The sequence below is a fragment of the Stenotrophomonas sp. NRRL B-14846 genome (genome assembly GCF_050473585.1).
GTDB lineage: Bacteria > Pseudomonadota > Gammaproteobacteria > Xanthomonadales > Xanthomonadaceae > Stenotrophomonas.
In genome coordinates this window covers 3,350,786-3,376,854 of the sequence record NZ_JBFLUN010000022.1, presented here as the reverse complement: position 1 = coordinate 3,376,854, position 26,069 = coordinate 3,350,786, and the positions used below count along the sequence as shown (strand labels likewise).

Annotated in this window: 23 protein-coding genes; 13 read left to right on the top strand and 10 right to left on the bottom strand. The window is 68.0% G+C overall.

Features of this window, described 5'->3' with window-relative positions:
• Nucleotides 1-81: 81 nt before the first annotated feature.
• A complete protein-coding gene (locus AB1281_RS17735) occupies nt 82-981 on the top strand; it encodes a LysR substrate-binding domain-containing protein (RefSeq protein ID WP_014038675.1) in 900 nt (299 codons plus the stop codon).
• 34 nt (nt 982-1,015) lie between these two features.
• On the opposite strand, the gene AB1281_RS17730 is transcribed toward AB1281_RS17735, so the two are convergent.
• On the bottom strand, nt 1,016-1,732 hold the full coding sequence (locus AB1281_RS17730) for a transporter substrate-binding domain-containing protein (protein ID WP_430346542.1): 717 nt from the start codon (nt 1,730-1,732) through the stop codon (nt 1,016-1,018).
• Between the two features lie 82 nt (nt 1,733-1,814).
• Here AB1281_RS17730 and AB1281_RS17725 point away from each other — a divergent pair, with 82 nt between their 5' ends.
• Entirely contained in the window at nt 1,815-2,186 is a 372-nt protein-coding gene (locus AB1281_RS17725) for a VOC family protein (RefSeq protein WP_430346541.1), read from the top strand.
• A gap of 128 nt (nt 2,187-2,314) precedes the next feature.
• Here the strand turns inward: AB1281_RS17725 and AB1281_RS17720 are convergent, their stop codons facing one another.
• Nucleotides 2,315-3,157: an arylamine N-acetyltransferase family protein gene (locus AB1281_RS17720; RefSeq protein WP_430346540.1), complete on the bottom strand. Its 843-nt coding sequence runs from the start codon at nt 3,155-3,157 to the stop codon at nt 2,315-2,317.
• 203 nt (nt 3,158-3,360) lie between these two features.
• Here AB1281_RS17720 and AB1281_RS17715 point away from each other — a divergent pair, with 203 nt between their 5' ends.
• Nucleotides 3,361-5,898 (top strand): methyl-accepting chemotaxis protein, encoded by a 2,538-nt coding sequence (locus AB1281_RS17715; RefSeq protein ID WP_430346539.1) that lies wholly within the window; start codon nt 3,361-3,363, stop codon nt 5,896-5,898.
• A gap of 46 nt (nt 5,899-5,944) precedes the next feature.
• On the opposite strand, the gene AB1281_RS17710 is transcribed toward AB1281_RS17715, so the two are convergent.
• From AB1281_RS17710 to AB1281_RS17690, 5 genes are all read right to left on the bottom strand, one after another.
• Nucleotides 5,945-8,467 (bottom strand): PepSY domain-containing protein, encoded by a 2,523-nt coding sequence (locus AB1281_RS17710; protein WP_430346538.1) that lies wholly within the window; start codon nt 8,465-8,467, stop codon nt 5,945-5,947.
• Between the two features lie 661 nt (nt 8,468-9,128).
• Nucleotides 9,129-9,692 carry a TlpA family protein disulfide reductase gene (locus tag AB1281_RS17705; protein ID WP_075676059.1) on the bottom strand — a complete coding sequence of 188 codons (564 nt, stop codon included), beginning with the start codon at nt 9,690-9,692 and terminating at the stop codon, nt 9,129-9,131.
• Nucleotides 9,689-12,070: a protein-disulfide reductase DsbD domain-containing protein gene (locus AB1281_RS17700; RefSeq protein ID WP_430346537.1), complete on the bottom strand. Its 2,382-nt coding sequence runs from the start codon at nt 12,068-12,070 to the stop codon at nt 9,689-9,691. The genes AB1281_RS17705 and AB1281_RS17700 overlap by 4 nt, the downstream gene beginning before the upstream one ends.
• A complete protein-coding gene (cutA, locus tag AB1281_RS17695; RefSeq protein WP_010481118.1) occupies nt 12,067-12,405 on the bottom strand; it encodes a divalent-cation tolerance protein CutA in 339 nt (112 codons plus the stop codon). Before cutA ends, AB1281_RS17700 begins: the two co-directional genes overlap by 4 nt.
• Before the next feature lie 68 nt (nt 12,406-12,473).
• Entirely contained in the window at nt 12,474-14,264 is a 1,791-nt protein-coding gene (locus tag AB1281_RS17690) for an endonuclease (RefSeq protein ID WP_014038667.1), read from the bottom strand.
• Between the two features lie 357 nt (nt 14,265-14,621).
• Between AB1281_RS17690 and AB1281_RS17685 the strand changes: the two genes are divergently transcribed.
• From AB1281_RS17685 to AB1281_RS17675, 3 genes are all read left to right on the top strand, one after another.
• Nucleotides 14,622-14,909 (top strand): co-chaperone GroES, encoded by a 288-nt coding sequence (locus AB1281_RS17685; protein WP_006396661.1) that lies wholly within the window; start codon nt 14,622-14,624, stop codon nt 14,907-14,909.
• Between the two features lie 81 nt (nt 14,910-14,990).
• Nucleotides 14,991-16,640: a chaperonin GroEL gene (gene groL / locus AB1281_RS17680; RefSeq protein ID WP_014038666.1), complete on the top strand. Its 1,650-nt coding sequence runs from the start codon at nt 14,991-14,993 to the stop codon at nt 16,638-16,640.
• Between the two features lie 132 nt (nt 16,641-16,772).
• Nucleotides 16,773-17,384, top strand: a complete 612-nt coding sequence (locus tag AB1281_RS17675) for a DUF6445 family protein (RefSeq protein WP_430346536.1) — start codon at nt 16,773-16,775, stop codon at nt 17,382-17,384.
• A gap of 49 nt (nt 17,385-17,433) precedes the next feature.
• On the opposite strand, the gene AB1281_RS17670 is transcribed toward AB1281_RS17675, so the two are convergent.
• The gene (locus tag AB1281_RS17670) at nt 17,434-18,597 is read right to left on the bottom strand and encodes a serine hydrolase domain-containing protein (RefSeq protein WP_430346535.1); all 1,164 of its coding nucleotides are present in this window, start codon (nt 18,595-18,597) and stop codon (nt 17,434-17,436) included.
• A gap of 32 nt (nt 18,598-18,629) precedes the next feature.
• Nucleotides 18,630-19,595 carry an aspartyl protease family protein gene (locus AB1281_RS17665; RefSeq protein WP_430346534.1) on the bottom strand — a complete coding sequence of 322 codons (966 nt, stop codon included), beginning with the start codon at nt 19,593-19,595 and terminating at the stop codon, nt 18,630-18,632.
• A 106-nt stretch (nt 19,596-19,701) separates the two neighbouring features.
• Here AB1281_RS17665 and AB1281_RS17660 point away from each other — a divergent pair, with 106 nt between their 5' ends.
• The 7 genes from AB1281_RS17660 to AB1281_RS17630 all read left to right on the top strand — a co-directional run bounded on the left by AB1281_RS17660 (nt 19,702) and on the right by AB1281_RS17630 (nt 25,182).
• Nucleotides 19,702-20,409 (top strand): response regulator, encoded by a 708-nt coding sequence (locus tag AB1281_RS17660; RefSeq protein WP_430346533.1) that lies wholly within the window; start codon nt 19,702-19,704, stop codon nt 20,407-20,409.
• A 32-nt stretch (nt 20,410-20,441) separates the two neighbouring features.
• A complete protein-coding gene (locus AB1281_RS17655; RefSeq protein ID WP_430346532.1) occupies nt 20,442-21,740 on the top strand; it encodes a sensor histidine kinase in 1,299 nt (432 codons plus the stop codon).
• A 71-nt stretch (nt 21,741-21,811) separates the two neighbouring features.
• Nucleotides 21,812-22,312 (top strand): MarR family winged helix-turn-helix transcriptional regulator, encoded by a 501-nt coding sequence (locus tag AB1281_RS17650; protein ID WP_430346531.1) that lies wholly within the window; start codon nt 21,812-21,814, stop codon nt 22,310-22,312.
• Entirely contained in the window at nt 22,309-23,049 is a 741-nt protein-coding gene (locus AB1281_RS17645) for a DNA alkylation repair protein (RefSeq protein WP_430346530.1), read from the top strand. Before AB1281_RS17650 ends, AB1281_RS17645 begins: the two co-directional genes overlap by 4 nt.
• A gap of 55 nt (nt 23,050-23,104) precedes the next feature.
• A complete protein-coding gene (locus tag AB1281_RS17640) occupies nt 23,105-23,443 on the top strand; it encodes a DUF6616 family protein (RefSeq protein ID WP_430346529.1) in 339 nt (112 codons plus the stop codon).
• Nucleotides 23,444-23,555: 112 nt separating this feature from the next.
• Nucleotides 23,556-23,813, top strand: coding sequence for a hypothetical protein (locus tag AB1281_RS17635; protein ID WP_430346528.1), 258 nt, complete (start codon nt 23,556-23,558; stop codon nt 23,811-23,813).
• A 295-nt stretch (nt 23,814-24,108) separates the two neighbouring features.
• On the top strand, nt 24,109-25,182 hold the full coding sequence (locus AB1281_RS17630; protein ID WP_430346527.1) for a 3-deoxy-7-phosphoheptulonate synthase: 1,074 nt from the start codon (nt 24,109-24,111) through the stop codon (nt 25,180-25,182).
• 248 nt (nt 25,183-25,430) lie between these two features.
• Here the strand turns inward: AB1281_RS17630 and AB1281_RS17625 are convergent, their stop codons facing one another.
• Nucleotides 25,431-26,048 (bottom strand): trimeric intracellular cation channel family protein, encoded by a 618-nt coding sequence (locus AB1281_RS17625; protein WP_005411215.1) that lies wholly within the window; start codon nt 26,046-26,048, stop codon nt 25,431-25,433.
• Between the last annotated feature and the right edge of the window lie 21 nt (nt 26,049-26,069).

Sequence of the window (26,069 nt, the reverse complement as noted above, 5' to 3'; positions counted from 1 at the left end):
AGTGGATTGCACGATACGGGCAGCATGGACGGGCAAAAAGCGACATTTCCGCAAGCATGCCTTGAGAGGAATTCAAGCCTCATGTCCCGTCCGCCCCTCCATGCCCTGCAGGGCTTCGTGGCTGCCGCCCGGCTCGGCAACCTGTCACGCGCAGCGGCGTCGATGAGCCTGACCGTCAGTGCGCTCAGCCATCAGATGCGCCAGTTGGAAGAGCGGCTGGGGCAGCCGCTGCTGGTCCGCCAGCCGCGTGGCGTCACCCTCACCCTGGAAGGGCAGCGCCTGCTCGACCAGGTCGGCCCGCATCTGGATGCGATCAACGAAGCCTTCCAACCCTATGCGGCACGCGCCGAGCACGTGCTGACGATCAGCGCGGTACCGTCGATGGCGTCGGCGTGGCTGGTGCCGCGGCTGGGGCATTTCGTGGCTGAGCACCCGCAGATCGAGATCAACCTGCAGTCGAGTGAGCGCCTGGTTGATTTCGAGCGGCAGCGCCAGTTCGATGCCGCGCTGCGGCTGGGCAGCGGGCAGTGGCCGGGCCTGGTGGTGGAGCCGCTGTTCGACGAGTGGCTGCTGCCGATGGCCAGCCCGGCGTTGATCGAACGCATGGGAGGGATCGACCGCGTGCCGCTGAACCAGTGGCCGCTGCTGGGGGATCCCGACGGTGCGTGGGGTGCCTGGTTCGCGCTGAGTGGACAGAACCCGCCGCCGCGCTTCGTGGCGGTGCTGGATGATTCGGAGGCGCACCACCGCGCGGCGCTGGACGGGGTAGGCGTGGCGCTGGGACGGGTGACGCGGGCGCGCCTGCTGCTGGATTCCGGCCAACTGGTGGCGCTGTCCAGCCTGCGACTGAAAACCGCCTGGCCGCATTGGCTGGTCTACCCGCAGCGCTCGGCTCGCCATCGCGGCTTCCTGGCCTTCCGCGACTGGCTGCACGCTCAGGCCGCCGAGCACGTTCGGCACATGGCAGACGCGCATTTGTAGCGTCGAGCCATGCTCGACTGCGTGTGCGCGGCATTCACCGTACCAACGTAACCGCCTGCCCGGCACGGGCGAAGGCTTCGCCCAGCAACGAGCCTGCCTTGATCGCCTCCACGTCCTCGAACAGCGCCTGCAATGCATCGGCCGGGCGTGAGGCCGGCGCCGCGACCGCCTGCTGGATCGCGGTGAAGCGGTCGGCCAGTACGCGGTGGCCGGGATGGACCTGTGCCCATGCCGCCAACGGTTGGCGCACGCCGGCGGCGGCATCCAGGCGCTGCTGCTCGAACAGGGTGATCGCCGCCGCCGACGTCTCGGCCCGCTCGATCTTGGCGTGGCGCAGTTCGCGGCTGAGGAACAGGTCGTAGGCCGCGCCACGACCGACCGCGATGCGCAGGCCATCGCGGTCCAGGTCGGCCACCTGCTGCGCAGGGCTGTCCTCGCGCACCAGGTAGGTGCCTTCGATCTCCACATAGGGGGCGCTGAAGGCGATGCGGTCGGTGCGCGCCGGATCGATGGCCAGGAAGGCCAGGTCCCAGGCATCCTCGCTGGCCGCAGCGACTACCGAGGCCGCGGCGTCGTGGCAGGTGAAGCGTGCCTGCACGCCCATGCGCTGCGCCAATGCCGTGGCCAGTTCCAGCGACGGCCCGCGCGGTGAGCGCGCGTCCCCCTGCGCCAGTACCGGATTGCCCAGGTTGATGGCCACGCGCAGGAAGCCCAGCGGTGCCAGCGCACTACGATGATCGGCCAGGGACATGCAGGACTCCGCGGGGAAAGGGCGGTCCAGCATGCCAGTGCCGCCCTGCAAGGCCGTGTCAGTATCCGGTTATCCTGCGGACATGAACCCCATCCTGCACGTTGAGATACCGGTCACTGACCTGGCCCGGGCCATCACGTTCTACCAGCAATGGCTGCAGGTGGCGGTGGACGAACCGATCCTGCTGCACGACTGCAGGATGGCGTACCTGCCGTTTGCCGATGAGGCCGCCGGCGCCAGCATGTCGCTGGTGCAGGGTGCGGACTACCGGCCCTCCGAACAGGGCGCGCGCATCTATATCGGCGTCGATGACCTGGATGCCAGCCTCGAGCGTGCGCTGCAGGCCGGGGCCGAGCTGCGCTTCGGCCCGGCCGATGCCGGCGACTGGCGCGTGGCCGAGATCCGCGACAGCGAAGGCAACCGGATCGCATTGCAGGCGCGCGGGGTTCTGTAGCGTCGAGCCATGCTCGGCTGCTGTTGATTTCGCTGTCAATGCACCAGTCGAGCATGGCTCGACTCTACAAATGCACCAGTCGAGCATGGCTCGACTCTACAAAGGCGTCAGTCGAGCATGGCTCGACGCTACACGTGGGTCGCGGCACGCGAGCGCTGCAGCCAGTCGTTGATCGCTGGATCCAGCCGTGGGTCGTCCGGCAACTGCATGCCGAAGCGTTGCTGCAATACCTCGCGCACGTCGCCAACATCATGCAGCGGGCGCTTGTCCGGTGCCTGGCCGGGGCGGTACTCGGTGTAGTTGCCGCTGCCGATGGTGCGTCGCCAGTCCGGCCCGGTCAGTGACGCGCGCAGCTGGCCGGGGAAGCTGGAATCGGGATGGGTGCACACGTACCAGTTGCCCACCACGTTGTCGATCGGTGCCGGCGCGTGCAGGTCGAAGCGATACATCGCCCGCCAGCCATCGCTGGACTCGGCGGACAGCACGAAATCCGCCTCGCCGGGCAGGCGCTGCAGCAGGAAGCGCTCGTGAGGCGTGGCCTGCGGCTGTGGATCATGCAGGCGCAGCGGCACGGTCGGGGTCAGGCTGCCGAAACCGGCATCCACCAGCCAGTCATCGCCGTCCACCTGCACGCGCAGCAGCAGGTGGGTCCGTGCGGTCAGTTCGCCGTCCTGGGCGGCCAGCAGCACGCGCGCGCTCAACGGCTGCGCATCGAAGCCCAGCGCCTGCAGCAGCGCCAGCAGGCCGCCATTGAGTTCGAAGCAGTAGCCGCCACGGCGGTCGTCGAGCAGCTTGCGCTGCACGCTGTCCAGGTCGATCGGCACTGCATCGCGCAGCAGGCAGCTGAGGGTTTCGAACGGCAGCAGTGCGTTGTGGCGCTGCTGCAGCAGGGTCAGGCCCGCCAGCGTCAGCGGTGGCGGCGCATCCAGCTGCAGGCGTTGCAGGTAGCGGGGGACATCGAGCGTCGTCATGGGGGCACCGGGCGGGGGAGGGAGGTCCACTGTGCTCCCCCAACCGGGGTTGAGGTCAAGCACTGCGCGGGTGTCATCCCCCCGTCGCCTGTGCCGGGTACAAAGGCCGCGTCCGCCAGCAATCGGTGGGACTGAACCAAGAACGCCCTAAAGTTGCTCCATTTCCAGCCGATACAGGTGCGTCCTTCCGCCTGGAGCCTGTCATGTCGGCCGTTGTCCCCCACCTCCGGTCCCTGCGCATGCGGTTTGCCGCGCTGCGCTCGGCGTCCCCCGGCCTGCTGCTGTGGCTGCAGCCGCACCGGCTCAGCGTAGCCAACAAGCTCAAGGCGACCCTGTGGGTCTGTGGCCTGGGCCTGATCGCGATCGCTGCCGTCTACGCCTGGACCGGCCATGCCAGCACGCAGGCGGCGCGCAGCCAGGCCAGCTACCAGCACGGCCGCGATCTGGCCGCGAGCCTGGCCACGCGGGTGGCCGAGGCGCGTCGCCTGCAGACCCAGTATGCACGCAGTTTCGACGATGCCGACCGCGCGCAGCTGCTGGCGACGCAGAAGGCGCTGCAGGCCGATCTTCAGGCGCTGCGCGCGATACCGATGGATGCCGGCCGGCGCAAGGCGCTGCAGGCGCTGACCGAAGCCGCCGGTGCATTCTCGCAGGGGGTGGCCGCCCTGTTCGAACGCGTCGATGAGATGGGTCGTGGCGATGCCGGCCTCGCCGCGCAGCTGCAGCAGGCCGCCGACACCCTGCAGGTGCAGGTGGATGCGCTGCAGCGGCCCTCGTTGGCACTGTCCCTGCAGAAGATGCGCCGACAGGAGGCGCTGCTGCTGCTCGATGGCGATTCCACCCATGCCGACCGTGCGAGCGAAGAGAAACTGCCGTTCGATCTCGCGCTGGTGGGCCTGCCGACCGATGCGCAGGATGCCCTTCGCAACGGCATGGAGGCCTATCAGGTCGCCCTGCTGGGTTACACCGCCGCCCGCGTCGGCCTGGACGTGGAAGCGCAGTCGCTGCTGGATACCGCCGCGGGCGTAGCGCCGGCGCTGGCTGCCTTCCAGCAGGCCCAGGTAGAGGCGCTGGCCAAGGCACAGGCCCGCCAGCAGGCCGGCGCACGCACCATGAGCGTGCTGTTCGCAGTGACCCTGCTGCTGGTCGCCGGCGTGTTGATCACCAGCCTGGTGCTGGTGCGGCGTGCGGTGCGCCAGCCGATCCAGGACACCCTGCGTTTCGCCAGCGACATCGCCGACGATCGCCTCGACACTACCCTGCGCGTGTACAACGCCAACGACGAGATCGGCCAGCTGGCACAGCGCCTGGTCGACATGCAGCAGCGCCTGCGTGCGCGCATCGAGACCGAGCGTGCCGTTGCGCGCGGCAATACCCGCGTGCGCCAGGCGCTGGACAGCGCGCAGACCGGGCTGATGGTGATCGATGCCGAGGGCCAGGTGGCCTACGTCAATCCGGCACTGCTGCAGCAGCTCGAACGCCAGCTCGAAGACCTGGTGGGCAGCGATGCGGTGCGCCTGCATCCGGCGCTGGCCAGCCTGGCCGGCGTGCGACAACGCGAAGAACGCGAGATCGGTCATGCCGGTGTGCGCTACCAGCTGATTGCCAACCCCATCATCGACGAAGGGCAGTTCCTCGGCGTAGCGGTGGAATGGCGCAGTCGTGCGCTGGAGACGCTGCTGGAAACCGAAGTGGCTGCCCTGGTCGATGCGGCGGCACAGGGTGACCTGCATGGCCGTATCGCGCTGGAGGGCAAGCAGGGCTTCGTGCGCACGTTGTCGACCAGCATCAATCGCCTGCTGGCCACCTTTGAAACCAACCTCGGTGACCTGCAGGCACTGCTGGCCGCGCTGGCCCGCGGCGACCTCAGCGTGCGCATGGAGGGGGACCTGCAGGGCGTGTTCGCGCGCATGCGTGATGATGCCAATGCGACCGTCGCGCAGCTGGGCCGCATCGTCACCCGCATCCAGCAGGCCACGTCCAGCCTCGATACCGGTGTCGGTGAGATCGTTGCCGGCCATCACGATCTGTCGCAGCGCACCGAGCAACAGGCCGCCAACCTGGAAGAGACCGCAGCGTCGATGCATGAGCTGACCGACACCGTTGGCCGCAACGCCGATGCCGCCGGTCGCGCCGATGCCCTGGTGCAGGGTGCGGCAGCAGTGGCCCAGCGCGGAGGCGAGGCAGTCGGCCAGGTGGTGGCAACCATGCATGGCATCAGTGAAGCGTCACGGCGGATCGGTGACATCACCCAGCTGATCGATGGCATCGCCTTCCAGACCAACATCCTTGCGCTCAACGCGGCGGTGGAAGCGGCGCGCGCCGGCGAGCAGGGCCGCAGCTTCGCCGTGGTGGCTGCCGAAGTGCGCCTGCTGGCGCAGCGCAGTGCCGAGGCGGCCAAGCAGATCAAGGGCCTGATCGAGGATTCGGTGGCGCGCGTCGGGCAGGGCAACCGGCAGGCCGAGCAGGCCGGCACCACGATGGGCGAGATCGTTGGCAGCGTGCAGCAGCTGGCCGACCTGCTGGCTGGCATCCGCAGTGCGTCGCAGGACCAGCATGCCGGCATCGCCCAGGTGAACCAGACCATCGTGCAGATGGAAGCCAGCACCCAGCGCAATGCGAGCCTGGTGGAAGAGGCCGGTGCCTCGACTGCGCAGATGCAGGCGCAGGTACATGCCCTGGCCGAAGCGGTGGGCGCGTTCCGTCTGCAGTCGATGCCGCAGGCGCGCGCAGCAGCCTGAAGCTGCTCCGGTAGTGCCGGCCGCTGGCCGGCACCACTCTTGTGGCTCAATACACGTCGCGGCGGTAGCGCCCGTTTTCCAGCAGCGTTTCCACCACTTCATCGCCCAGCGCGGTACGCAGCACCTGGTCCACGCCCTCGGCCATGCCCTGCAGCGAGCCGCAGACATGGATCACCGCACCGCGCTGCATCCACTCGCGCAGCACATCGGTGGCCACCCGCAGGCAATCCTGCACGTAACCACCCTCGCCATCGCGCGAGAACGCCAGGTCCACCCGTGCAAGATGGCCGGCGGCCTGCCAGGCCTCGATCTCGTCGGCGAACAGGAAGTCGTGTGCGCGCTGGCGCTCACCGAACAGCAGCCAGTGCCCGTGCTCGCCTGCGTGGGCGGCTTCGCGCAGCAGGCTGCGCAGCCCGGCGATGCCGGTGCCGTTGCCGATCAGCACCATCGGGGCGCCACTGACACGATGGAAACCGGGGTTGCGATGCACACGGGCGACGATGCTGGCACCGATCGGCGCATGCAGCGACAGCCAGCCCGAGCCCAGCCCGGCTCGACCGGAGGCGTCATGCACCAGCCGCACCACCAGCTCCACCACGCCATCATCCGTGCAGGAAGCGATCGAATACTCGCGGCTGGGCAGCAGCGGCAGCCCGGCCAGCCACAGGCAGGCATCCTGCACCGCCAGCGCAGCATCGGCGTCGGGCAGCTCGCGTTCGCTGGCCAGCGCCAGCAGCGTGCGCGGATGGCCATCGACCAGCAGTGGCTGCAGCGGGTCCAGCCCATGTGCCTTCAACACGGCACCGGCATGCCGCGCGCTGTGGCGGGGCGCGATGTGCAGGATGTCACCCGCCTGCCACTGCACGTCGGCCGGTGCGGCAAGACGGATACGCCAGATGGCTCCGCCGACGCTGCCCGGGTTGAGGCGCTCGCGGCCGAGCAGGCGCCACTCATGCATCTGCGTCGCCGCAGGCAGCACGCTGTCATCGGTGGTGATGCCGGTCAGCGCACCCAGCTGCTGCTGCCACTGGCGCAGCGCCGGCACCGAAGCAGCATCGACATCGATGTGCTCGAACAGCGGACGCGCGCCGTTGCCGATCAGCCAGCCATCGAACTGGCGGCCGAAGCCGCAGTAGTGCGGATACTGGCGGTCACCCAGCGCGAGCAGGCCGAACTGCAGATGCGACAGGTTCAGGCGTTGCGCGAGCAGCAGCCGCGCCGCGCGGCGCGCCGCATCCGGCGGCTCGCCATCGCCGAACGTGCTCAACACGAGCAGGGCCTGGGAGGTGGCCTGCAGCTTCGCGGCATCGACGCGGGCCAGCGGCAGCACCTGCACCGCATGACCGGACGCCTGCAGCTGCGCGGCCGCACGCCACGCCAGTTGTTCGCCCAGTCCGCTCTGGCTGGCATGCACCACCAGCCACGGCGAACCACCGCCATCGGTGGTCGTTGTCGGCAGCGACCGGCGCAGCCCTCGCGCTGCACGCTGGCTGCGGCGGCGGTCCAGGTACAGCATCCAGCCGGTGATGAAGAACAGGCTCATGCCCAGGCTGCTGAGCATCACCACCACGCGCCCGGGCACACCGAAGTAGCTGCCCGAATGCAGCGCGAACACGCTGGTGGCCAGCTGTCCGCCCGCGCCCTGGCGTGCGTACGGGCGGGCATCGAGAATCGCACCGCTGGCCGGGTCGAGCTGCAGCAGGTCATGCGCACGATCGTGGTGGCCGCCGCGCTGCGACGGATCGCCGGCCATCACCCGCACGTTCAGCGCCTGCCCCGGCTTCTCCGGCAGGCGCAGGTCGATGAAGCCGGTGCGCACGCCGGGCAGCGCGTACAGCGTGGCCTCGATGCGATCGAGGTCCAGTGCCGCGTCGGCGGCCACCTTGTGCTTTGCCGCCGGCGCCACGCCCAGCAGCGTGTTGGCCGCGTTGCGGTACCAGTCGAACGACCACCACAGGCCGGTCAGTGCACTCATCAGGTAGATCAGCAGCACCCAGGTGCCGATCACCGAGTGCAGGCTCCACAGGAAGCCACGGCCGCTGCGCGTCCACTCCACCGCCAGCCAGCTGCGCCAGTGCCACCAGCGTCGTGGCCAGCGCAGGTAAAGACCGGACAGGGTGAAGAACAGCAGCGCGATCGCACAGCTGCCGGTGATCCACTTGCCGCGCTCACCGGCGGCGAGGTGGCGATGCAGGTCTTCGACGAAGTCGAAGAATGCCTGCCCGCGCAGGGCGCTGAAGCGCTCGCCGCTGTACGGATCGAAGTACACCCAGTGGTCCTTGCCGCCGGCAAAGCGCGCCACCGACGGCCGCTGTCCGGTGGCATCCACGCGCAGGCGTTGCAGGGGGCGCTCGCTGCCGGCCTGCAGCAACGGCACCAGTTCACTGAGTGCAAGGGGATGCTGGCCGTCCGCATGGTGCTCGGCGATTTCGGCGAAGCCGGGATTGGCCGCGCGCAGCAGTTCGTCCTCGAAGGACAGCACGGCGCCGCTGAGGCCCATCACGGCCAGGACGGCACCGGCGGTAATGCCCAGCAGCCAATGCAGTTGGAACAGGACGTTCTTGAACATCGAAGGAGAGGGGCCCGGGAGGCTGCCGCCCGCATCCTGCGCAACAGCAAATGAGAATTAGTCGCGGAATTCTCCGTGGCGCCCTGCCTGCGGTCAAGCGGAGGGATCGGCCGGGCGGCGCCCGGCACCCGCCGAGGCAACGTCAACGTCAAAAGCGGGCTATCCGTGGGTTGGCGGGGTGGGTCCGGTTGAGGGGGCGCTGCAAGTACGTCCATGTAAGCTCGGTCGCCGCATCCATGCGGCTCACGCCCCCTCAACCGGACCCACCCCGGCTTCGACAGATTCTCGCGACCTGCCGTAGATCCACGCCATGCGTGGATGCTTTTCGTTCAATTGTCGAAATGTTTGATTTCGATGGAGATTCATCCCCAACAGCCGCCGGAATCTGTCGGAGGTGGGGCGGTGTGGATGGGCAGGACCGTTGGCGCCATGGATGGCGCCATCGAGCCCCCATGGGTGAGGGCGCTTTGCTTGCGAAGCACTGCTTCGCAAGCGCCCGAACGTACAGCCGCCAGCGGCTGGGCCGGACCGCGGAGCGGGGTTTACGGCGTGTCCTGACCACCCACAGTGCCCCGCCATCCCACGGAATGCCCGCTTTTGCTTTGGCTGTTGCCGTTGCATTGAGCAGGGTGCAGGGCTGCAAGCCCTGCAAAAAACACCCTCACTTCACCCAGCCGTCGATCTCGCCGTGCGCGAACGGCCCCAGCTTTGCCTTCATCAGCCGGCCCTGCGCATCGAACAGCACGCTGTAGGGCAGCAGGCCCTGCGTATTGCCCAACTGCACGCTGGCATCGCGTGGCCCCGGCGTCTCGACCACGATCGGGTAGTCCACTGGCACCCGCAGCAGGAAAGCGCGCACGTCGTCCGGGGTATCCAGCGCAATGCCCAGCACCTGCACGCCGTTGTCGCCCTGGGCATCGGCGAAGCGCGCCAGTTCGGGCATCTCTTCCACACAGGGCGCACACCAGCTGGCCCAGACGTTGATCAGCAGCGGGCGGCCGGCGAAGCGAGCGCGCAGGTCCAGCGGCTGTCCCGCCAGGTCCGGCAGCGTCAGCGCCGGCAAGGGATCACCCACCTGCAGCGTGGGCGTCACGGCCGTCGCTGTGGAAGCCGTCGCTGGTGCGGCCGGTGCAGACGGGCCGGGTGACAATCGATGCCCGGCCCACAGGCCGAGGCCGGCGGCCAGCACCGCTGTCCACAGCAGCGCTGGCCGTTGCCACTTCATCGTGCGGTGCGCAGCAGCGCTTCCTCGACCACCGCCTGGGTCAGCAGGGTCGGCAGCACGGTCGGTGGCGCGCCGGGTCCGTACACCACGTACAGCGGCACGCCCACGGCCTTGTGTTCTTCCAGGAACGTGGTGATCTGCGGGTCGACATTGGTGTAGTCACCACGCATGTACACCGCGTTGGTGCGCTTGAGCAGTTCCTTGAACTCCGGCCGCGACAGCACGGCGCGTTCATTGGCCTTGCAGCTCACGCACCAGTCGGCGGTCATGTTGACGAACACCACGCGATTGTCGGCGCGCAGGCGGTCCAGCAACTGCGGCGAATACTCGACCACGTTCTCGCTGGCCGCCTGTGCGGCCCGTGCCGGCGGTGCCAGCTGGGTCACGCCCCAGGCAGGAACCAACGCACCAATCGCCAGCAGCACGCCGAGCAGGGTCACCGCACGCGAGCCGGTCCAGCGGTTGCGCTCGAACAGCCAAAGGCCGAAGGCGAACAGCAGCAGGCCGCCCAGCACCAGCGCCATGCCGTCCACGCCGCGCTGCTTGCCCAGCACCCACAGCAGCCACAGCGCGGTGGCATACATCGGGAAGGCCAGCACGTGCTTGAGCGTTTCCATCCACGGGCCGGGCTTGGGCAGGCGGCGTGCCAGCGCCGGCACGAAGCCGATCAGCAGGAACGGCAGCGCCAGGCCCAGGCCGAGGAACAGGAACACGGTCATCGCCTTCAGCGGCGGGGCAATGAAGGCATAGGCAATCGCCCCGCCCATGAACGGGCCGACACACGCGCTGCCGACCAGGCAGGCCAGCGCACCGGTGAAGAAATCACCGGCCGGGCCGCTGCGGCTGGCCAGCGACTGGCCGAGGTTGCCGATGCCACCGCCGAGGGTGAACACGCCGGACAGGCTCAGGCCCACCGCGAACATGATGTACGCCAGCGCGGCCACCACGCCCGGGTGCTGCAGCTGGAAGCCGATGCCGACCGCGTTGCCGATCGCGCGCAGGCCCACCATCAGCGCGCCGATCACCGCGAAGGCGACCAGCACGCCCAGCGTGTACCAGAGGGCATGGCTGCGCGCACGCTCGGGGCTTTCGCCACTCTGCGCCAGGCTCAGCACCTTCAGCGACAGGATCGGCAGCACGCAGGGCATCAGGTTCAGCACCAGGCCACCGGCCAGCGCCAGCAGCAGCACCCAGACGAACGAGCGGTCCGGATTCGGTGTGGTCACCGGTGGCCGCGTGCGCAGGGCGTTGCCATCGCGCGCGTCGGCGGCGAACTCATTGCGCGCGCCCTCACTGCCGCTGGCGGCGGGAGTGGCGTTGCCGTCGTTGGGCACGGTCGGCAGCAGGCGCAGCGGTGCGCCGTTGGCGGATTCACGTGGCGCGCCGGCGGCGCGCAGCGGGCTGATCACCTCGTTGCGCGCTGGCGCCTGGTCAGTGCTGGCGGAGAGCTTGCCCGCCGGAATCGACAGCTTCACCCGGCGGGTCATCGGCGGGTAGCAGATGCCATCGGTCTGGCAGCCCTGGAAGGTCACCACCAGGGTGCTGTCGACCGCATCAGTGACAGTGCGGCGCAGCGGCAGCGGCACTTCCACCTGGTTGAAGTAGACCGAGACATCGCCGAAGTGCTCGTCGCGATGCGATTGCGCGGCCGGCCAGCGTGGCTTGTCGGCCAGCACGCCGGCGCTGCCTTCCAGCTTCAGCGAGGTGCGGTCGCGATACAGGTAATAGCCGGGCGCTGGGCTGAAGCGCAGCAGCAGGGTGTTGCCGTCACTGGCGATCGCATCGAAGCCGAACGCCTGTTCCGACGGCAGCGGCAGGGCCTGGCTGTTGTTGGCCGTGCCCGGCAGGCGCAGGCCACCGCTGTTGCCGGCACCGGCCAGCGGGTTGTTGAACGGGCTGGCCGCACCCGCACGCGCGGCAGGCGGCGCGGACGCCGCACCGGCGCCCGGCAGGGTGACCTGCACCACGCGCTTCTGCGGCGGGTAGCAGACACCGGCATCGGCGCAGCCCTGGTAACGCACTTCCAGGCTGATGGTGCCGGCGGCCTCGGTCGGCGTGCCGGGCAGGGTCGCCTGCAGGCGCTCGCGATAGGTCTCGACCTCGCCGAAGAAATCGTCGTGGTGCCTGTCGCCCTTGGGCATCTGCAGCGCGCCGGCATTGAAGGCCGGGTCGGCCTTGACGCTGGTGCGGTGGCGATACAGGTAATAGCCCGGTGCGATCTTGAACTGCAGTTGCACCTGGCCCCGTTCGGGGGCACTGGCGGTCAGCGCGAACGCCTGGTCCACCGGCAGCAGGTCCTTCTCATCCAGCGCGAAGGCCGGCAGCGAGAGCCACAACAGGGCGCACAAGGCGGCGCCGCGCGCAAACAGAGTCTTCAATCAGTGTCCTCCCGGGTCTGTGCCCGGATCCAGTCCAGATACGCCGGCAGGCCGGCCCGGGTTTCGACCGCGATGCACTCCGGGAGTTCATACGGATGCAGTTCGACGATCCGGGCAATCGCGTCATCGACGCGGCTCGCGGTGGTTTTCACCAGCAGCTGCAGTTCGGCGTCGGTGGTCACCTCGCCCTGCCAGCGGTAGGTCGACTGCGCGCCATCGAGGCGGGTCACGCACGCGGCCAGGCGCTCGCCGACCAGCGCGTGCGCGATGCGCTCGGCACTGGCCCGGTCCGGGCAGGTGGTCAACAGCAGCAGGACGGGATCGACGGTCGACATGACCGTCGAGTATAGGGCCGCCGCCGGGTCAGGGCCCGGCGGCGGCGGTGGACCGCTGCGTTGCGCGGTCAGTTGGCCAGCTGGCAGGTGGCCGGCTTGGCCGAGGTGAACAGGGCCGGGGTTGCCCACTCGGGGTGGTCGACGAACGGGTTGCGGTTGCCCTGGAAGCTGTAGACCACGTCATTGCGCGCACGCTCGGCATCATCCGGCGGATCGGACAGGTGCCAGTCGATCAGCGTCGACAGCAGGCCCATGTAGGCCGGCGAACTGCTGGTCTTGACGATCTTGCTGCGGTCGTCGGTCAGCTCCAGGTCCGGCTCGGACTGTCCGGTGGCCGCATCCTTGCCGCCCTCGTAGCGGATCGCCATGTACATCACCGCACGCGCCATGTCGCCCTTGCGCTTGCCCCACACCTCGAAGGTGCCGGTGTTGCCGTCCGGCGTGCGCACCCAGTTGGAGTTGCCCGGATAGCCACCGCTGCCGCCGCCCTGGCCGTTGTTGGCCTCGGTGGCGCGCTCGCCGCAGTTGGCGTCGCACTTGCCGAACGGCTTGTTGCCACGGTCGGCGTTCCACTGCGCGTCGGTCAGGTACAGCATGTGGGTGTCGGTATACGGCGCGTACGGCAGGCCCTTGTCACCGGTGGTGCTGGCAAAGCCCAGCGAGTTCGGCCAGGTGTGCTCGCGGTTGTACTTCAGGCCACTGCCGCTGCCGGCGCGATCGGTCACCTTGGCGTAGCTGTGGTTGCGATACGCATCCAGGATCCTGCCGGAATTGTTCGGATCCTCGTCGGCGATTTCCAGGATGGTCCAGGTACTGGTGCCCGAGCCACTGTACGGATAGGCGGTGTGGCCCTTGATGGTGGCGTGCAGCGAGCAGCGCAGCTGGCTGGGGCTGCTGGTGTTCACCTTGGAGTAGTAGCCGGCCGGCACGCCCGGGTTGCCCGGGTCCGGATTGCCGCCGGTGCTGGCCACGGTGAAGGCGATGCGGCTGTCGGCGGCCGGGTGCGCGCCCTGCAGGTCGGTGATGCGCGCGGCGCGGATGTCGAAGCGGCAGGCTTCACCCGCCACCAGCGCGGTGTTGGTGGACAGCTTCACGCTGCGGCCGCTGGCCGGGAACGTCAGCGGCACGCTGCCGGAGGTGCCGCAGCTCAGGGCGAAGGCGCCACTGGCCAGGTTCACCGTCTCGCTGAACACCACTTCCAGGTCGGCGGCGGCCGGGAAGGTGCTGCTGCCCTGCGCCGGGGTGGTGGTGGAGACCGACGGCGGCGTGTTCGGGCCCGGGGTGCCACCGCCGCTGAAGGTCTGGCCGTTGTTGCAGCTGCCAAACGTCTGCTTGGCCGATTCGGCCCAGGTGAAGTGGGCGTACTGGCTGCCGCTGCCGGTCAGCTGCAGCGAGGTGCCCGGCGCCGTGCTGTTGGTCTCGGCCACCGGGATGTTCTGGCTGGTCATGCCGGCGGCAGGGCCGCCGGAGGCGGTGATGGCGCCCTCGTAGCTGAGGAACTGGACCACCTTGCCGCTGGCATCGACCAGGGCGATGCCGTCGTTGGGGCCGTTCTGGATGCCGTTGGTCGGGTAGTTGACCACGGCGATGGTCGCGCTGCCGCAGCCGGCGGCGCTGCCAGCCGGCACCGGCTTGTTGTCGTAGACCACGGCGGCCGAGGCGTTGGCGCCGTTGTACAGGTACAGGCGGTAGCCGGACAGGTCCTCACCGGCGGTGGCCACGACCTCGATCGCTTCGCCGACGTCACCGGCGGCGGTGCTGTCGTCGTAGTGCAGTTCGTTGATGAAGACCTCGGCCTGGGCCGGCGCGGCGGCCAGGGCCAGCAGGCAGGCGGCGGCAAGCGGGGACAGCAATCGCATCGACTACTCCTTGTGATTGGGAATGCGCGGCCGAGCCTAAGGCCGATCCAGTGACACTTTGTCGTAAATGAACGTCAGATATCTGACAGTGCGACGCGGGTCACCAAATGTCGAGGGTTTGGGACACGGGGTTGTCGCGCTGCACCGGCCTGAATGCCTTCACGCAGGGCGGGAATCCGCGCATCCGGGGCGGCGAAAATTTTTCCTCGCCCGGCCTTGAAAGGTCCGGGCGCAGCTCCATCTCTGTCCTGCTCCCGATTCATCGGGCTTTTTCGCGAGCAATGCTGGCAGTCACCTGGGGTGAGTGCTAACATCGCCAGACTTTTTCAGACCAATCAATAACTTAAGAGGTCTCTCATGAGCATCAAGCCGCTGCACGACCGCGTTGTGGTCAAGCCGATCGAAGCCGACGAAATCTCCGCCGGTGGCATCGTCATTCCGGATTCGGCCAAGGAAAAGTCCACCAAGGGTGAAGTCGTGGCCGTCGGCCCGGGCAAGCCGCTGGACAACGGCAGCGTGCGCGCTCCGTCGCTGAAGGTCGGCGACAAGGTCATCTACGGCCAGTACGCCGGCAGCTCGTACAAGAGCGAAGGCGTCGAGTACAAGGTCCTGCGCGAAGACGACGTGCTCGCCGTCATCGGCTGAGCCCCGGCGCGACCTGTTTCAACCTGATCCCCAAATCCCAGCCGCCGGGCCTCGTCCGGCGCTACCAATGAGGTAAATGCAATGGCTGCCAAGGATATTCGTTTCGGTGAAGACGCCCGTTCGCGCATGGTGCGCGGCGTCAACGTTCTCGCCAATGCCGTCAAGGCCACCCTGGGCCCGAAGGGCCGCAACGTCGTGCTGGAAAAGAGCTTCGGCGCGCCGACCATCACCAAGGACGGCGTCTCCGTCGCCAAGGAAATCGAACTGGCTGACAAGTTCGAGAACATGGGCGCGCAGATGGTGAAGGAAGTTGCTTCGCGCACCAACGATGACGCAGGCGACGGCACCACCACCGCCACCGTGCTGGCCCAGGCCCTGATCCGCGAAGGCGCCAAGGCGGTTGCCGCCGGCATGAACCCGATGGACCTGAAGCGTGGTATCGACAAGGCCGTCGTGGCCGCCGTTGCCGAGCTGAAGACCATCTCCAAGCCGACCGCTGACGACAAGGCGATTGCCCAGGTCGGCACCATCTCGGCCAACTCGGACGAGTCGATCGGCCAGATCATCGCTGACGCGATGAAGGAAGTCGGCAAGGAAGGCGTGATCACCGTTGAAGAAGGCTCGGGCCTGGACAACGAGCTGGACGTGGTCAAGGGCATGCAGTTCGACCGCGGCTACCTGTCCCCGTACTTCATCAACAACCAGCAGTCGCAGACCGCTGACCTGGATGACCCGTTCATCCTGCTGCACGACAAGAAGATCTCCAACGTCCGTGACCTGCTGCCGGTGCTGGAAGGCGTCGCCAAGGCCGGCAAGCCGCTGCTGATCGTGGCCGAGGAAGTCGAAGGCGAAGCGCTGGCGACCCTGGTGGTCAACACCATCCGTGGCATCGTCAAGGTCGTGGCCGTCAAGGCGCCGGGCTTCGGCGACCGTCGCAAGGCGATGCTGGAAGACATGGCCGTGCTGACCGGCGGCACCGTGATCTCCGAAGAAGTCGGCCTGTCGCTGGAAAAGGCCACCATCAAGGACCTGGGCCGCGCCAAGAAGGTGCAGGTTTCCAAGGAAAACACCACCATCATCGATGGCGTGGGTGACAAGGCTGCCGTCGATGCACGCGTCGGCCAGATCAAGACCCAGATCCAGGACACCTCCTCGGATTACGACCGCGAGAAGCTGCAGGAACGCGTGGCCAAGCTGGCCGGCGGCGTTGCCGTGATCAAGGTCGGCGCGTCGACCGAAATCGAAATGAAGGAAAAGAAGGATCGCGTCGACGACGCCCTGCACGCGACCCGTGCAGCCGTTGAAGAAGGCGTGGTCCCGGGCGGCGGCGTCGCCCTGGTCCGTGCGGTCACCGCACTGGCCGGCCTGAAGGGTGCCAACGAAGACCAGAACCACGGCATCCAGATCGCCCTGCGCGCGATGGAAGCCCCGCTGCGCGAAATCGTGGCCAACGCCGGTGAAGAGCCGTCGGTCATCATCAACAAGGTCAAGGAAGGCACCGGCAGCTTCGGCTACAACGCCGCCACCGGCGAGTTCGGCGACATGCTGCAGTTCGGCATCCTGGACCCGACCAAGGTGACCCGTTCGGCGCTGCAGAACGCCGCTTCGATTGCTGGCCTGATGATCACCACCGAAGCCATGGTTGCCGAAGCTCCGAAGAAGGACGAGCCGGCCATGGGTGGCGCCGGTGGCATGGGCGGCATGGGTGGCATGGGCGGCATGGACTTCTAAGTCCACGTCCCCGGCGGTCGTTGCCGACCCTGGTCGGCACGCCTTCCCGATGCAAAGAAGAACCCCGCCGCAAGGCGGGGTTTTTCGTTGCCCGGTTGCCGCCGCCGCAGCGCATCGCTACGCTCGGTGGCCATGCCTACCTCGTTCATCATCGTCGACGACTTCCTTTCTCCTGCCGATGCGCAGGGGTTGCGCCAGGCGGCGCTGGGCCTGACCTATCCCGTGCAGGAAGGCGCGTTCCCAGGGCGCAATTCGCAGCAGCGGCTGGATCTGGATGGACTGTCGGGCGCGGTCTCGCGGCTGGTCAACGAACCGCTGCGGCCGGTCAACCCGCTGCAGTCGCACGGCAAGTTCCGGATCACCCTGGCCGGTGATACCGGCCGCGCCAAGGTGCATGCCGATCACTCGCACTGGTCGGGCATCCTCTACCTGAGTGCACCGGAGCACTGCGAGGGCGGCACCGAGTTCTTCCGCCACCGCCGCACCGGCACCGAGCGCATGGCCCTGGATGCAGCGGAGCTGGCCGCATTGGGCTATGCCAACGGCGGCGACATGCATCGCGACATCATCGAGCGCGACAGCAACGACGACAGCCAGTGGGAAATGACCATGCGCATCCCGATGCGCTTCAACCGGCTGGTGCTGCTGCGGCCCTGGTTCTGGCACACCGCCGGGCCCGCGTTCGGCGACCGCCTGGGAAATGGCCGGCTGGTGTACCTGATGTTCTTCGAACAGGCGCGATAAGCGGGGCAGCCATCCGCGCCGCACTCGCCACGCAGGCGTCATCGCACCGTCATTCGACGAATGCCTTCGCCGCGCCGTATTCCCACTGCCATGGCACGCCGGTATCGCCCAGCACGAACGCCACCAGAGCGGGGAACGTGGCCTCCGCCCGCACGTCGTTGCCCAGGATCACCACGCAGCGTTTGTACCGCTCGATGCACACCAGCGTGTTGCCGACCGCATCATCGTGGCCGCCCTTGTAGAAGCCTGCGCCCTGCGAGCCGCGGAAGGTCACCACGCCCAGGCCCGCGGCCAGATCCCTGCGTTGCTGCGCCGCGGGCAGCTCCGGTTGCAGCGTGGGGAACTGGCTGGCGGTGGTGATCGGCAGCTGCGGCCGCACCAGCTCTTTGCGCATTGAAGCCGGTAGTCCTTCGCCGCGCACATAGCCGGCCGCGAAGCGGGCCATGTCGGCGATGGTGGTATCCATCGATCCTGCTGCACGTACCCGGCTGCGCTCGTCGTGCGGCTCGGCCGTGCCGTCCGCAGTCCAGCCATCGGCCAGGTTGCCGGCAAAATCGCTACGCCACGTCATGCTGGTCCGCGCCATGCCGAAGCGATCGAACACGCGCTGCTGCATCAAGGTGCCCACGTTCTGGCCCGGCCGCCCGCGTTCAATCACGAACTGCAGCAGGATCAGCCCATCACCGGAGTATGCGTAGCGGCTGCCGGGGTCGAAGTGGAACTTCAAGCGGCCATCCGGTTCGAGAAAGCCGAAGTTGGCGAAGCCGCTGGCGTGGTTCAGCAGCCGTCGCGGCGTGAGTTGGCGCCAGCGCGCATCACTGGCCAGCACGCTGTAGTCGGCGTACTTCTTCGGCTCGGGCGGGTAGTCCGGCAGCGGCATGTCCAGTGCGGCGGCGATGCTGGCATCCAGATCGATCACCCCGGCCTGGGCGAGCTGTGCGACCAGGTGGCCGAACGCCATCTTGGTCAGCGATGCGGCGTACATCACGGTGTCGGTGCGCAGGGGCTCGCCTGCGGCGTTGCGTTCACCGTAGGCGGCCACGTGCACCACCTTGCCGTCGTCGATCACCGCCAGCGCCATGCCGCGCACATGGGCCGCCTGCATCAGGCGCCGCGCTTCGGCATCGATGCGGGCGGGCGAGGGCACGGGAGGCGGTGCGGCCAGGACCGCCATCGGGAACAGGATCAGCAGGAACAGGGCAGCACGGCGCATGCGTGGAACTCCTGGCTGGACGTGGCGCGATGCTACGCCAGCCCGTTGCCGGCGTCATGGCCCACGGGTTGGCTGGGCACCGGCGGGCGCAGGCAGATCCGTGCGGCCCCCGTACCGATGTCCACCTGGCTGTCCCGCATGGCATCGGCACCGAGGATCAGCGCCGGCCGCGCCTCCAGGCCGATCGCCTTGAACACCGGCAGTTCGCTGATCCGGACCTCCATCGGCGGGTGCTGCCAGCCGCTGCCGGTCATCCCGGGCAGGGTGTACAGCCAGGTGGCCTGCGCGCCGCCGCCCAGCCCCTCGGTGCCCTTTTCGCGCATGCGTACCCGGGCGTCGCTGCCGTCGGTACGCAACCCCAGTGCGCGGGCCGCTGCGGCGTTGAGAACAGTCTGCGCCGCGCCGGTGTCGACTACGGCAATAGCCTCCACACCCGGCGTGCCCAGTGCCAGTGTGATGAAGCCGAACTGGCGCAGGCTGGCAGTGCGCTCGGGCAGCGCATTGGGCTGGCAACCCGGTCCTTCCAGGTTCAATCGGCCAGGCGTCCATAGCGCCAGGCGATTGCCGCCGAAGTCCCAGCGCGTGTCCCAGCGTCCGGTCAGGTCATTGCCGATCAAACCGTCGATGGCCGGATCATCGTCCTTGGCCAGCGAAGACAGGTCGACCTGCATGCCACGGGCCTGCAGCTGCCAGCTGCCCAGCTGCCAGGACGTGCTGCGGGTGCGCTGCAACCGCGCCGCCTTCGCACTTGCGCCCTGGGCGTGCGATACCGCCGCATCCGCATCCTCCAGGCCATAGCGCCTCGCCACGCGGGCATCGACCAGCGTTGCCCCGGCGGCACTGTCGACCACGAAGCGCAGCGGTTCGGCGCGTCCGTCCAGCAGGACGGCCACCGCCGGATGACCACCCTGCGTCCACATCGGCAGCACGTGTTCGGGGGCACCAGACGCCAGCGCAGGCAGCGGCGCAGCAAGCAGGGACAGGAGGATGAGGCGCAAGGGAAATCTCCGCAGTGATCATGGGCACCCATTGGCGCGCAGCGGCGTATCGCGGGAACATCGCTGTTGATACCGTCCTGATACAGACCGGCCCGATACTGCCCGCATGACGACTCCCGCCCGTGTCATCGTTGTCGATGACGACGCCAGCATCCGCGATGCCATCGCTGATTGCCTGCTGCTGCATGGCTTCCTGGTGCGGGTCGCGGCGGACGCGAGGGCGCTCGACGTGGTGCTGCAGAGTGAACGGCCCGACCTGATCATCCTCGACTGGATGATGCCCGGCGAGGACGGGCTTTCGGTCTGCCGCCGGCTTCAGGCACGGGCCATCCCGATCCTGATGCTGTCGGCGATGGGCAGCGCGCCGGATCGGGTGATCGGACTGGAGATGGGGGCGGACGACTACCTGGCCAAGCCGTTCGATCCGCGGGAACTGCTGGCACGGGTACGCGCTCTGCTGCGCCGCCAGCACAAGCTGCGCGCGCAGGTGGCCAGCGAACTGCGCTTTGCTGGTTGGCGGCTGCTGCCTGATCAACGTCGCCTGTTCGCGCCGGACGGAAACGAACTGATGCTCAGCCGCGGTGAGTTCAGCCTGCTGCTGGCGCTGGCCGAACGTCCCGGGCGGGTGCTGGGGCGTGAGCAGCTGCTGCAGCTGAGCCGCGGTGAACCCACCGACAGCGTCGATCGTGCGGTCGACCTGGCGATCAGCCGGCTGCGACGCAAGCTGGGGCAGGCCTCATCCGGTGCTGAAGCCCTGGTGCAGACCTTGCGCGGTGAAGGCTACCGCTTCGACGCCGGGGTACAGGTGCTGTGAGCAGCCGGTGGCCGACCGCGCGCTGGATTGCGATGCTGGCCCTGGCCAGCCTGTTGTTGGCGACCCTGGTCAGCGTGGCCGTGGTTGGCTGGATGCCCCGGCCCGCGCCTCCGCCGATGCGGTTGGACCAGGCCGTGCAGGTGCTGCGCGGGGAGCAGGCCGCAGCGCCATTGGGCCTGCATCTGGCGACACAGGACGCACCACCACAGGGCAGCGCCAGCGACTGGCTCACGCAGTTGGCGGCGCTGCAGATGGGTTTGCCGGCGAAGGAGGTACGCCTGGTCTGGAGTGGGCAGGGCAAGGCGCCGGACGTGCAGGTCATCGAGGGGGGTACCGTGCTCGATGCCACGGCGCGGGCCGGTGTACTGAAGGCGCAGGCGGCAGTACTGACCGCCATGCAATGGCCGCCGTTTGAACTGGGCGTACGCCAGGCCGATGGCCGTTGGCAGGTAGTCGGCAGCGATCACAGCGATCTGGCGGCCTGGCGCCGCCAGGTGGTGCTTGCCCTGCTGGGTGGTGCGGTCCTGCTGGCGCCGCTGGCGGCGTGGGCATCGATCCGGCTGGGACGCCCGCTGCAACGTCTGGCCGAAGCCAGCGCACGGGTGGACCTGCAGGCCGCAGCGCCCTTGCCGGATGACGGCCCACGCGAGGTGCAGATGCTGGCCGCTGCGATCAGCACCGGTCGCGATCGCCTGCATGCGCAGGCACAGGACATGACCCACATGCTGGCCGCCGTAGCGCATGACCTGCGCACGCCATTGACCGGGCTGCGCCTGCGCGCCGAGTTCGCCCCCGCGCCCCAGGCGGCGCGGATGGTGGCGGACATCGAGCGCATGGATACGATGATCGAGCAGGTGCTGGACTACGCACGCGGTGAACTGCAGCCGTTGCAGATGCGCAGTCTGGATCTGGCCGCACTGCTGGAGGACTGCGTGCAGGCGGCGCTGCTGCGCGGAGTCGGCATCTCCATCCAGGGGCCGGACACGCTGCGCTGGAACGGCGATGCGCTGCTGATCCGGCGCGCGGTCGACAATCTCATCGACAACGCCGAGCGCTACGCCGGGACTGTGGAGCTGCAGCTCGCCATGGCCGGCCACAGGGTGCAGCTGGATGTGATGGACCGCGGCCCGGGCATCGCCGAGGCCGACCGTGCACGCCTGCTGCAACCGTTCCAGCGCAGCGAGAGCTCGCGCAGCCGCGCCACCGGTGGCGCCGGGTTGGGGTTGGCTGTGGCCGCCAATGTAGCCAGGCGGCACGCAGGCGAACTGCAGCTGCTGCACCGTGAGGGCGGCGGGCTGATCGCGCGCCTGTTGCTGGGGACGTTCTCCTGAAAATCGGCGTGGTTCATGGATTATGTGTTTTTGTAATATGATTAGGCGGCTAATCACATTGCAGGGGCGCCATGATCGAAACCAAGCACCAGGCGTTGCTGGAGGAAGCGCAACGACGCGGTCACGCCAACATCGCGCAGCTGCGCCTGTGTTTCCAGCTGCTCTCGCTGGCCTCGTCGATCGATCGCGACTGCGCTGCCCGGCTTGCACCGCAAGGGCTCAGCGAGGGTCGCTTCATCGTACTGTTCCTGCTGCATGGCGCCGATGGCTCGCTGCCGCCCCATGAACTGGCAGAGCGTGCCGGCGTGACCCGCGCCACCATCAGCGGCCTGCTCGACGGCCTGCAGCGCGAAGGCCTGCTGCAGCGTCGCAGCGATGCCGAGGATGGCCGTCGCCTGCAGATCGTGTTGACCGCAAAGGGGGCGCGCCTGGCCGATGCGCTGTTCGAGCAGCACACACAGTGGATCGGCGGCCTGTTCAACGGCCTGGATGCGGATGAACAGCAGCAGCTGTCACGGCTGCTGCACAAGGTCTGGCAGCACACGGACGCCGGGCGGAAATCCGCAGCATGAGCACGCCCATTCCAGCGGAGCGGCGGCGTGCACTCAACAGCGGCAACGCCGCCGCCACTCATCTGGCCGAATGCCTGGCAGTGGATTTCGCCGAGCTGTTGCAAGGGGTAGCGCCAGCGCTTGAACCGGAAGCGCTGCAACGCATGCACGAAGCCTCAGGCCAGGGCATCACCCAGCGCATGGCCCTGGCCGCGCAGTTGCTGCGTAAGGCGGGGCAGGGCGCGCCTGCGCTCTGGCAGCATCACAGCTCCGATACCGTGCGCGGCTGGGCCTGTTATCTGATCGGCAGCGATGCTCGCGCAACGTTGGCAGAGAAGCTGCAGCAGATGCGCACGCTGGCCGATGACCCACACTTCGGAGTGCGCGAATGGGCGTGGCTGGCGCTACGCACGGACATTGTTTCCGCGCCGGAGCAGGCGCTCGGGTACCTGCAACCGTGGACACAGGAAGCATCGCCGTACCTGCGCCGCTTCGCCTGCGAAGCACTGCGCCCACGTGGTGTCTGGGCCACGCACATCGCCCTGTTCAAGCAACATCCGGAACATGCAGTGGCGCTGCTGGAAGCACTGGCCGATGACCCGGAGCGCTATGTGCAGGATTCCGTCGGCAACTGGCTCAATGATGCCGGCAAGACACAGCCGCAGTGGCTGCGCGAACTCTGCGTGCGCTGGCAGCGCGAGCACGACAGCACCGCCAACGCCTACATCCGCAAACGCGCGATGCGCTCGCTCCGGTAGTGCCGGCCGCTGGCCGGCAACCTCGCAGCCTCGTCAACCTCAAGGAAGAATCACCATGTCCCACACCTTCATCGAGCTCTATACCGCCACGTCTGCCTGGACCACACTCTCGCCCGAACAGCGCGCGGCCTTCTTCGCCCGGATCGGTGCCGGCATGCAGCAGTTCGATCCGGCCCGCATTGCCCCACTGGCGATGGGCCGCATCGCCACGGAGGTGCCGCACGGCAGCGGCGAGCAGTTCTATGCGGTCTGGCACTGCGCCAGCCGCGATGAGGCTGATGCGCTGGCGGCTGGCATTGCTGCTACCGGCTGGCATGCGTATTTCACCACCACCCATGCCATCGGTGCGGTGGACAGCATGGTCCAGCACTTGGCCGACCTGGCCGCGTTGTAGCGCTGCTGCGGAGGTGCCCAGACACCCGGCCAGCAGCAGGGCGGCACATGCGCCTGTCACCCGGACGCGGTAAACAGTGCATTGCCCATGTCCATCCGCAGGGAAGTTGATCATGCAGAGCACGCTCCAGGTCACGCTGTTCGGCCCGCTTGGCGACAGCCCGGCATTGCAGTTGCCGGGGCTGGAAGGGCCGTCGGTGGCCATCCCGGAAGCGGCCCTGCGGCTGTTGGTCTCCGACCTCTACACCGCCCGTTCCCTGCTCAACCCCGAGCAGCTGGACGAGGCCAGGCAGGAGCTGGATCGCGTGCTGGAGCGCTGGGCCGACATCCATGAAGGCCTGCTGCTGGATGTGGAAGTGCATGGCAAATGAGCGACTCTGCGTGGCTGCTGCCACATAGGCAGCGCTGGCGCGCACCTCGCTGAACCGGGTCCCCAGTTGCGGATGAAACATTTTGCACTGCGCAAAAGCTGTGCTATCAATACACCCCATGAACGCAGCCGCCACCCGCTTTTACTGGTATTACTTTCCGAAGCCACTGGCGGAGGAAGGACTGCGCTCACCCTGAAGAAAGCTTCAGACGCATTCCCGAAAGCCGCCAGCGAACCTGGCGGCTTTTTTCATGCCGCCACGCTGGGGACCCCCAACGTTCCGGAGATCTCCTGCAATGCCCCCGCACACCGACGACCTGCGTATCCGCACCATCGAACCGCTGACACCGCCCGCCCAGCTGCTGGCGATGCTGCCCTGTGACGATGAAGCCTCCGACACCGTCAGCGCCTCGCGCGCGGCCCTGCACCAGATCCTGCATGGCCGTGACGATCGCCTTGCGGTGGTGGTGGGCCCGTGCTCGATCCACGACCCGAAGGCCGCCATCGAGTACGCCCAGCGCCTGAAGCCGCTGCGCGATGCGCTGGCCGGCGAACTGGAAATCGTCATGCGCGTGTACTTCGAGAAGCCGCGCACCACGGTGGGCTGGAAAGGCCTGATCAACGATCCGGACCTGGATGGCAGCTTCAGGATCGACAAGGGCCTGCGCATCGCCCGCGGCCTGCTGCGCGACATCAACAAGCTCGGCCTGCCGGCCGGTGTCGAATTCCTCGATGTGATCTCGCCGCAGTACATCGCCGATCTGGTGGCATGGGGCGCGATCGGTGCACGCACCACCGAAAGCCAGGTGCATCGTGAGCTGGCGTCGGGGCTGTCGTGCCCGGTCGGCTTCAAGAACGGCACCGATGGCAACGTGAAGATCGCCGCTGACGCGGTGGGTGCAGCGTCCAATCCGCACCACTTCCTGTCGGTCACCAAGCAGGGTGGTACCGCCATCGTATCGACCACCGGCAATCCGGATTGCCATGTGATCCTGCGCGGCGGCAAGCAGCCGAACTACGACGCAGGCAGCGTCGCCGATGCCTGCCAGGTGCTGGCCAAGGCCAGGCTGCCGACGCGCCTGATGATCGACGCCAGCCATGCCAACAGCTTGAAGAACCCGGAAAACCAGCCGAAGGTGATCGAGGACATCGCCGTTCAGTTGGAAGACGGCGAACAGCGCATCGTTGGTGTGATGATCGAGAGCCATCTGGTTGGTGGCCGCCAGGAACTGGTGGAAGGCCAGTCGCTGGTCTACGGGCAGAGCATCACCGATGGCTGCATCGACTGGGACACCACCGTGACGGTGCTGGAGCGACTGGCTGCGGCCGTGCGCGCCCGTCGCGACGTGAAGGTGTCCGAAGCCGCCTGAGTGCGGCACGTGTGTGGATGGCGGCCAGCGCCTGCGGGGGTGCGGCCGCGATCAGGGCCGGCCGGAGTTGGAGACCGGCCCATCTGCACCGGCGATGCGCCTGGCGCTGCGCATGAGCGACAGCGCCAGGTACATCGCCGGGGTGGTGATGCCGGTTTTTGCAGCGTCGAGCCATGCTCGACGTGCGCGCGACGCGCGTTGGTTTCCTGCAAAGCGCAGTCGAGCATGGCTCGACGCTACGAAGAGGCTCAATGCACTTCGTCGTGGTACACGAACTTCGGCATTTCCCAGCGGTAGTGGATCGCCAGCAGGCGCAACGCGAAGCCGCCGCCCAGGCAGCACAGGATCGCGGTGGCGTCGGCCACGCCCCAATGCAGCAGCAACAGATACGCCGCGCCGGTCAGCAGCGCGATGATCGCGTACAGCTCCTTCTGGAAGATCAGCGGTACCTCGTTGCAGAGGATGTCGCGCAGCACGCCGCCGAACGCACCAGTCAGCATGCCGGCGATCAGCACGATCGGCATCGCATGGCCGGCCTCGCGCGCGATCGAGCAGCCGATCAGGGTGAAGGCGATCAGGCCCAGGCCATCGAGCACCAGGAAGGTGCGGCGGAAGTGGTGCATCCAGCGCGCCACCCAGGTGGCGATCAGCGCCGCGCACACGGTGAAACCCAGGTACTCGGGATGCTTCACCCAGCCCAGCGGGTAATGGCCGAGCAGGATGTCGCGCAGCGAGCCGCCGCCGAGGGCGGTGACGCAGGCGATCATGACCACGCCGAACAGGTCCATGCGGCGGCGGCCGGCGGACAGCGCGCCGGTCATGGCCTCGGCGGAAATGGCAATCAGGTAGATGATGGACAGCAGCATGGGACAGGCTCCGGGCGCGGT

Bases quoted from the DNA above. Each gene is read 5' to 3' on its own strand.
- AB1281_RS17685 (WP_006396661.1), top strand. From the start codon at position 14,622: ATGAGCATCAAGCCGCTGCACGACCGCGTTGTGGTCAAGCCGATCGAA.
- AB1281_RS17660 (WP_430346533.1), top strand. From the start codon at position 19,702: ATGACGACTCCCGCCCGTGTCATCGTTGTCGATGACGACGCCAGCATC.
- AB1281_RS17715 (WP_430346539.1), top strand. From the start codon at position 3,361: ATGTCGGCCGTTGTCCCCCACCTCCGGTCCCTGCGCATGCGGTTTGCC.
- AB1281_RS17640 (WP_430346529.1), top strand. From the start codon at position 23,105: ATGTCCCACACCTTCATCGAGCTCTATACCGCCACGTCTGCCTGGACC.
- AB1281_RS17690 (WP_014038667.1), bottom strand. From the start codon at position 14,264: ATGCGATTGCTGTCCCCGCTTGCCGCCGCCTGCCTGCTGGCCCTGGCC.
- AB1281_RS17705 (WP_075676059.1), bottom strand. From the start codon at position 9,692: ATGAAGTGGCAACGGCCAGCGCTGCTGTGGACAGCGGTGCTGGCCGCC.
- groL (WP_014038666.1), top strand. From the start codon at position 14,991: ATGGCTGCCAAGGATATTCGTTTCGGTGAAGACGCCCGTTCGCGCATG.
- AB1281_RS17725 (WP_430346541.1), top strand. From the start codon at position 1,815: ATGAACCCCATCCTGCACGTTGAGATACCGGTCACTGACCTGGCCCGG.
- AB1281_RS17625 (WP_005411215.1), bottom strand. From the start codon at position 26,048: ATGCTGCTGTCCATCATCTACCTGATTGCCATTTCCGCCGAGGCCATG.
- AB1281_RS17735 (WP_014038675.1), top strand. From the start codon at position 82: ATGTCCCGTCCGCCCCTCCATGCCCTGCAGGGCTTCGTGGCTGCCGCC.
- AB1281_RS17675 (WP_430346536.1), top strand. From the start codon at position 16,773: ATGCCTACCTCGTTCATCATCGTCGACGACTTCCTTTCTCCTGCCGAT.
- cutA (WP_010481118.1), bottom strand. From the start codon at position 12,405: ATGTCGACCGTCGATCCCGTCCTGCTGCTGTTGACCACCTGCCCGGAC.
- AB1281_RS17655 (WP_430346532.1), top strand. From the start codon at position 20,442: ATGCTGGCCCTGGCCAGCCTGTTGTTGGCGACCCTGGTCAGCGTGGCC.
- AB1281_RS17645 (WP_430346530.1), top strand. From the start codon at position 22,309: ATGAGCACGCCCATTCCAGCGGAGCGGCGGCGTGCACTCAACAGCGGC.
- AB1281_RS17670 (WP_430346535.1), bottom strand. From the start codon at position 18,597: ATGCGCCGTGCTGCCCTGTTCCTGCTGATCCTGTTCCCGATGGCGGTC.
- AB1281_RS17730 (WP_430346542.1), bottom strand. From the start codon at position 1,732: ATGTCCCTGGCCGATCATCGTAGTGCGCTGGCACCGCTGGGCTTCCTG.
- AB1281_RS17650 (WP_430346531.1), top strand. From the start codon at position 21,812: ATGATCGAAACCAAGCACCAGGCGTTGCTGGAGGAAGCGCAACGACGC.
- AB1281_RS17710 (WP_430346538.1), bottom strand. From the start codon at position 8,467: ATGTTCAAGAACGTCCTGTTCCAACTGCATTGGCTGCTGGGCATTACC.
- AB1281_RS17635 (WP_430346528.1), top strand. From the start codon at position 23,556: ATGCAGAGCACGCTCCAGGTCACGCTGTTCGGCCCGCTTGGCGACAGC.
- AB1281_RS17720 (WP_430346540.1), bottom strand. From the start codon at position 3,157: ATGACGACGCTCGATGTCCCCCGCTACCTGCAACGCCTGCAGCTGGAT.
- AB1281_RS17630 (WP_430346527.1), top strand. From the start codon at position 24,109: ATGCCCCCGCACACCGACGACCTGCGTATCCGCACCATCGAACCGCTG.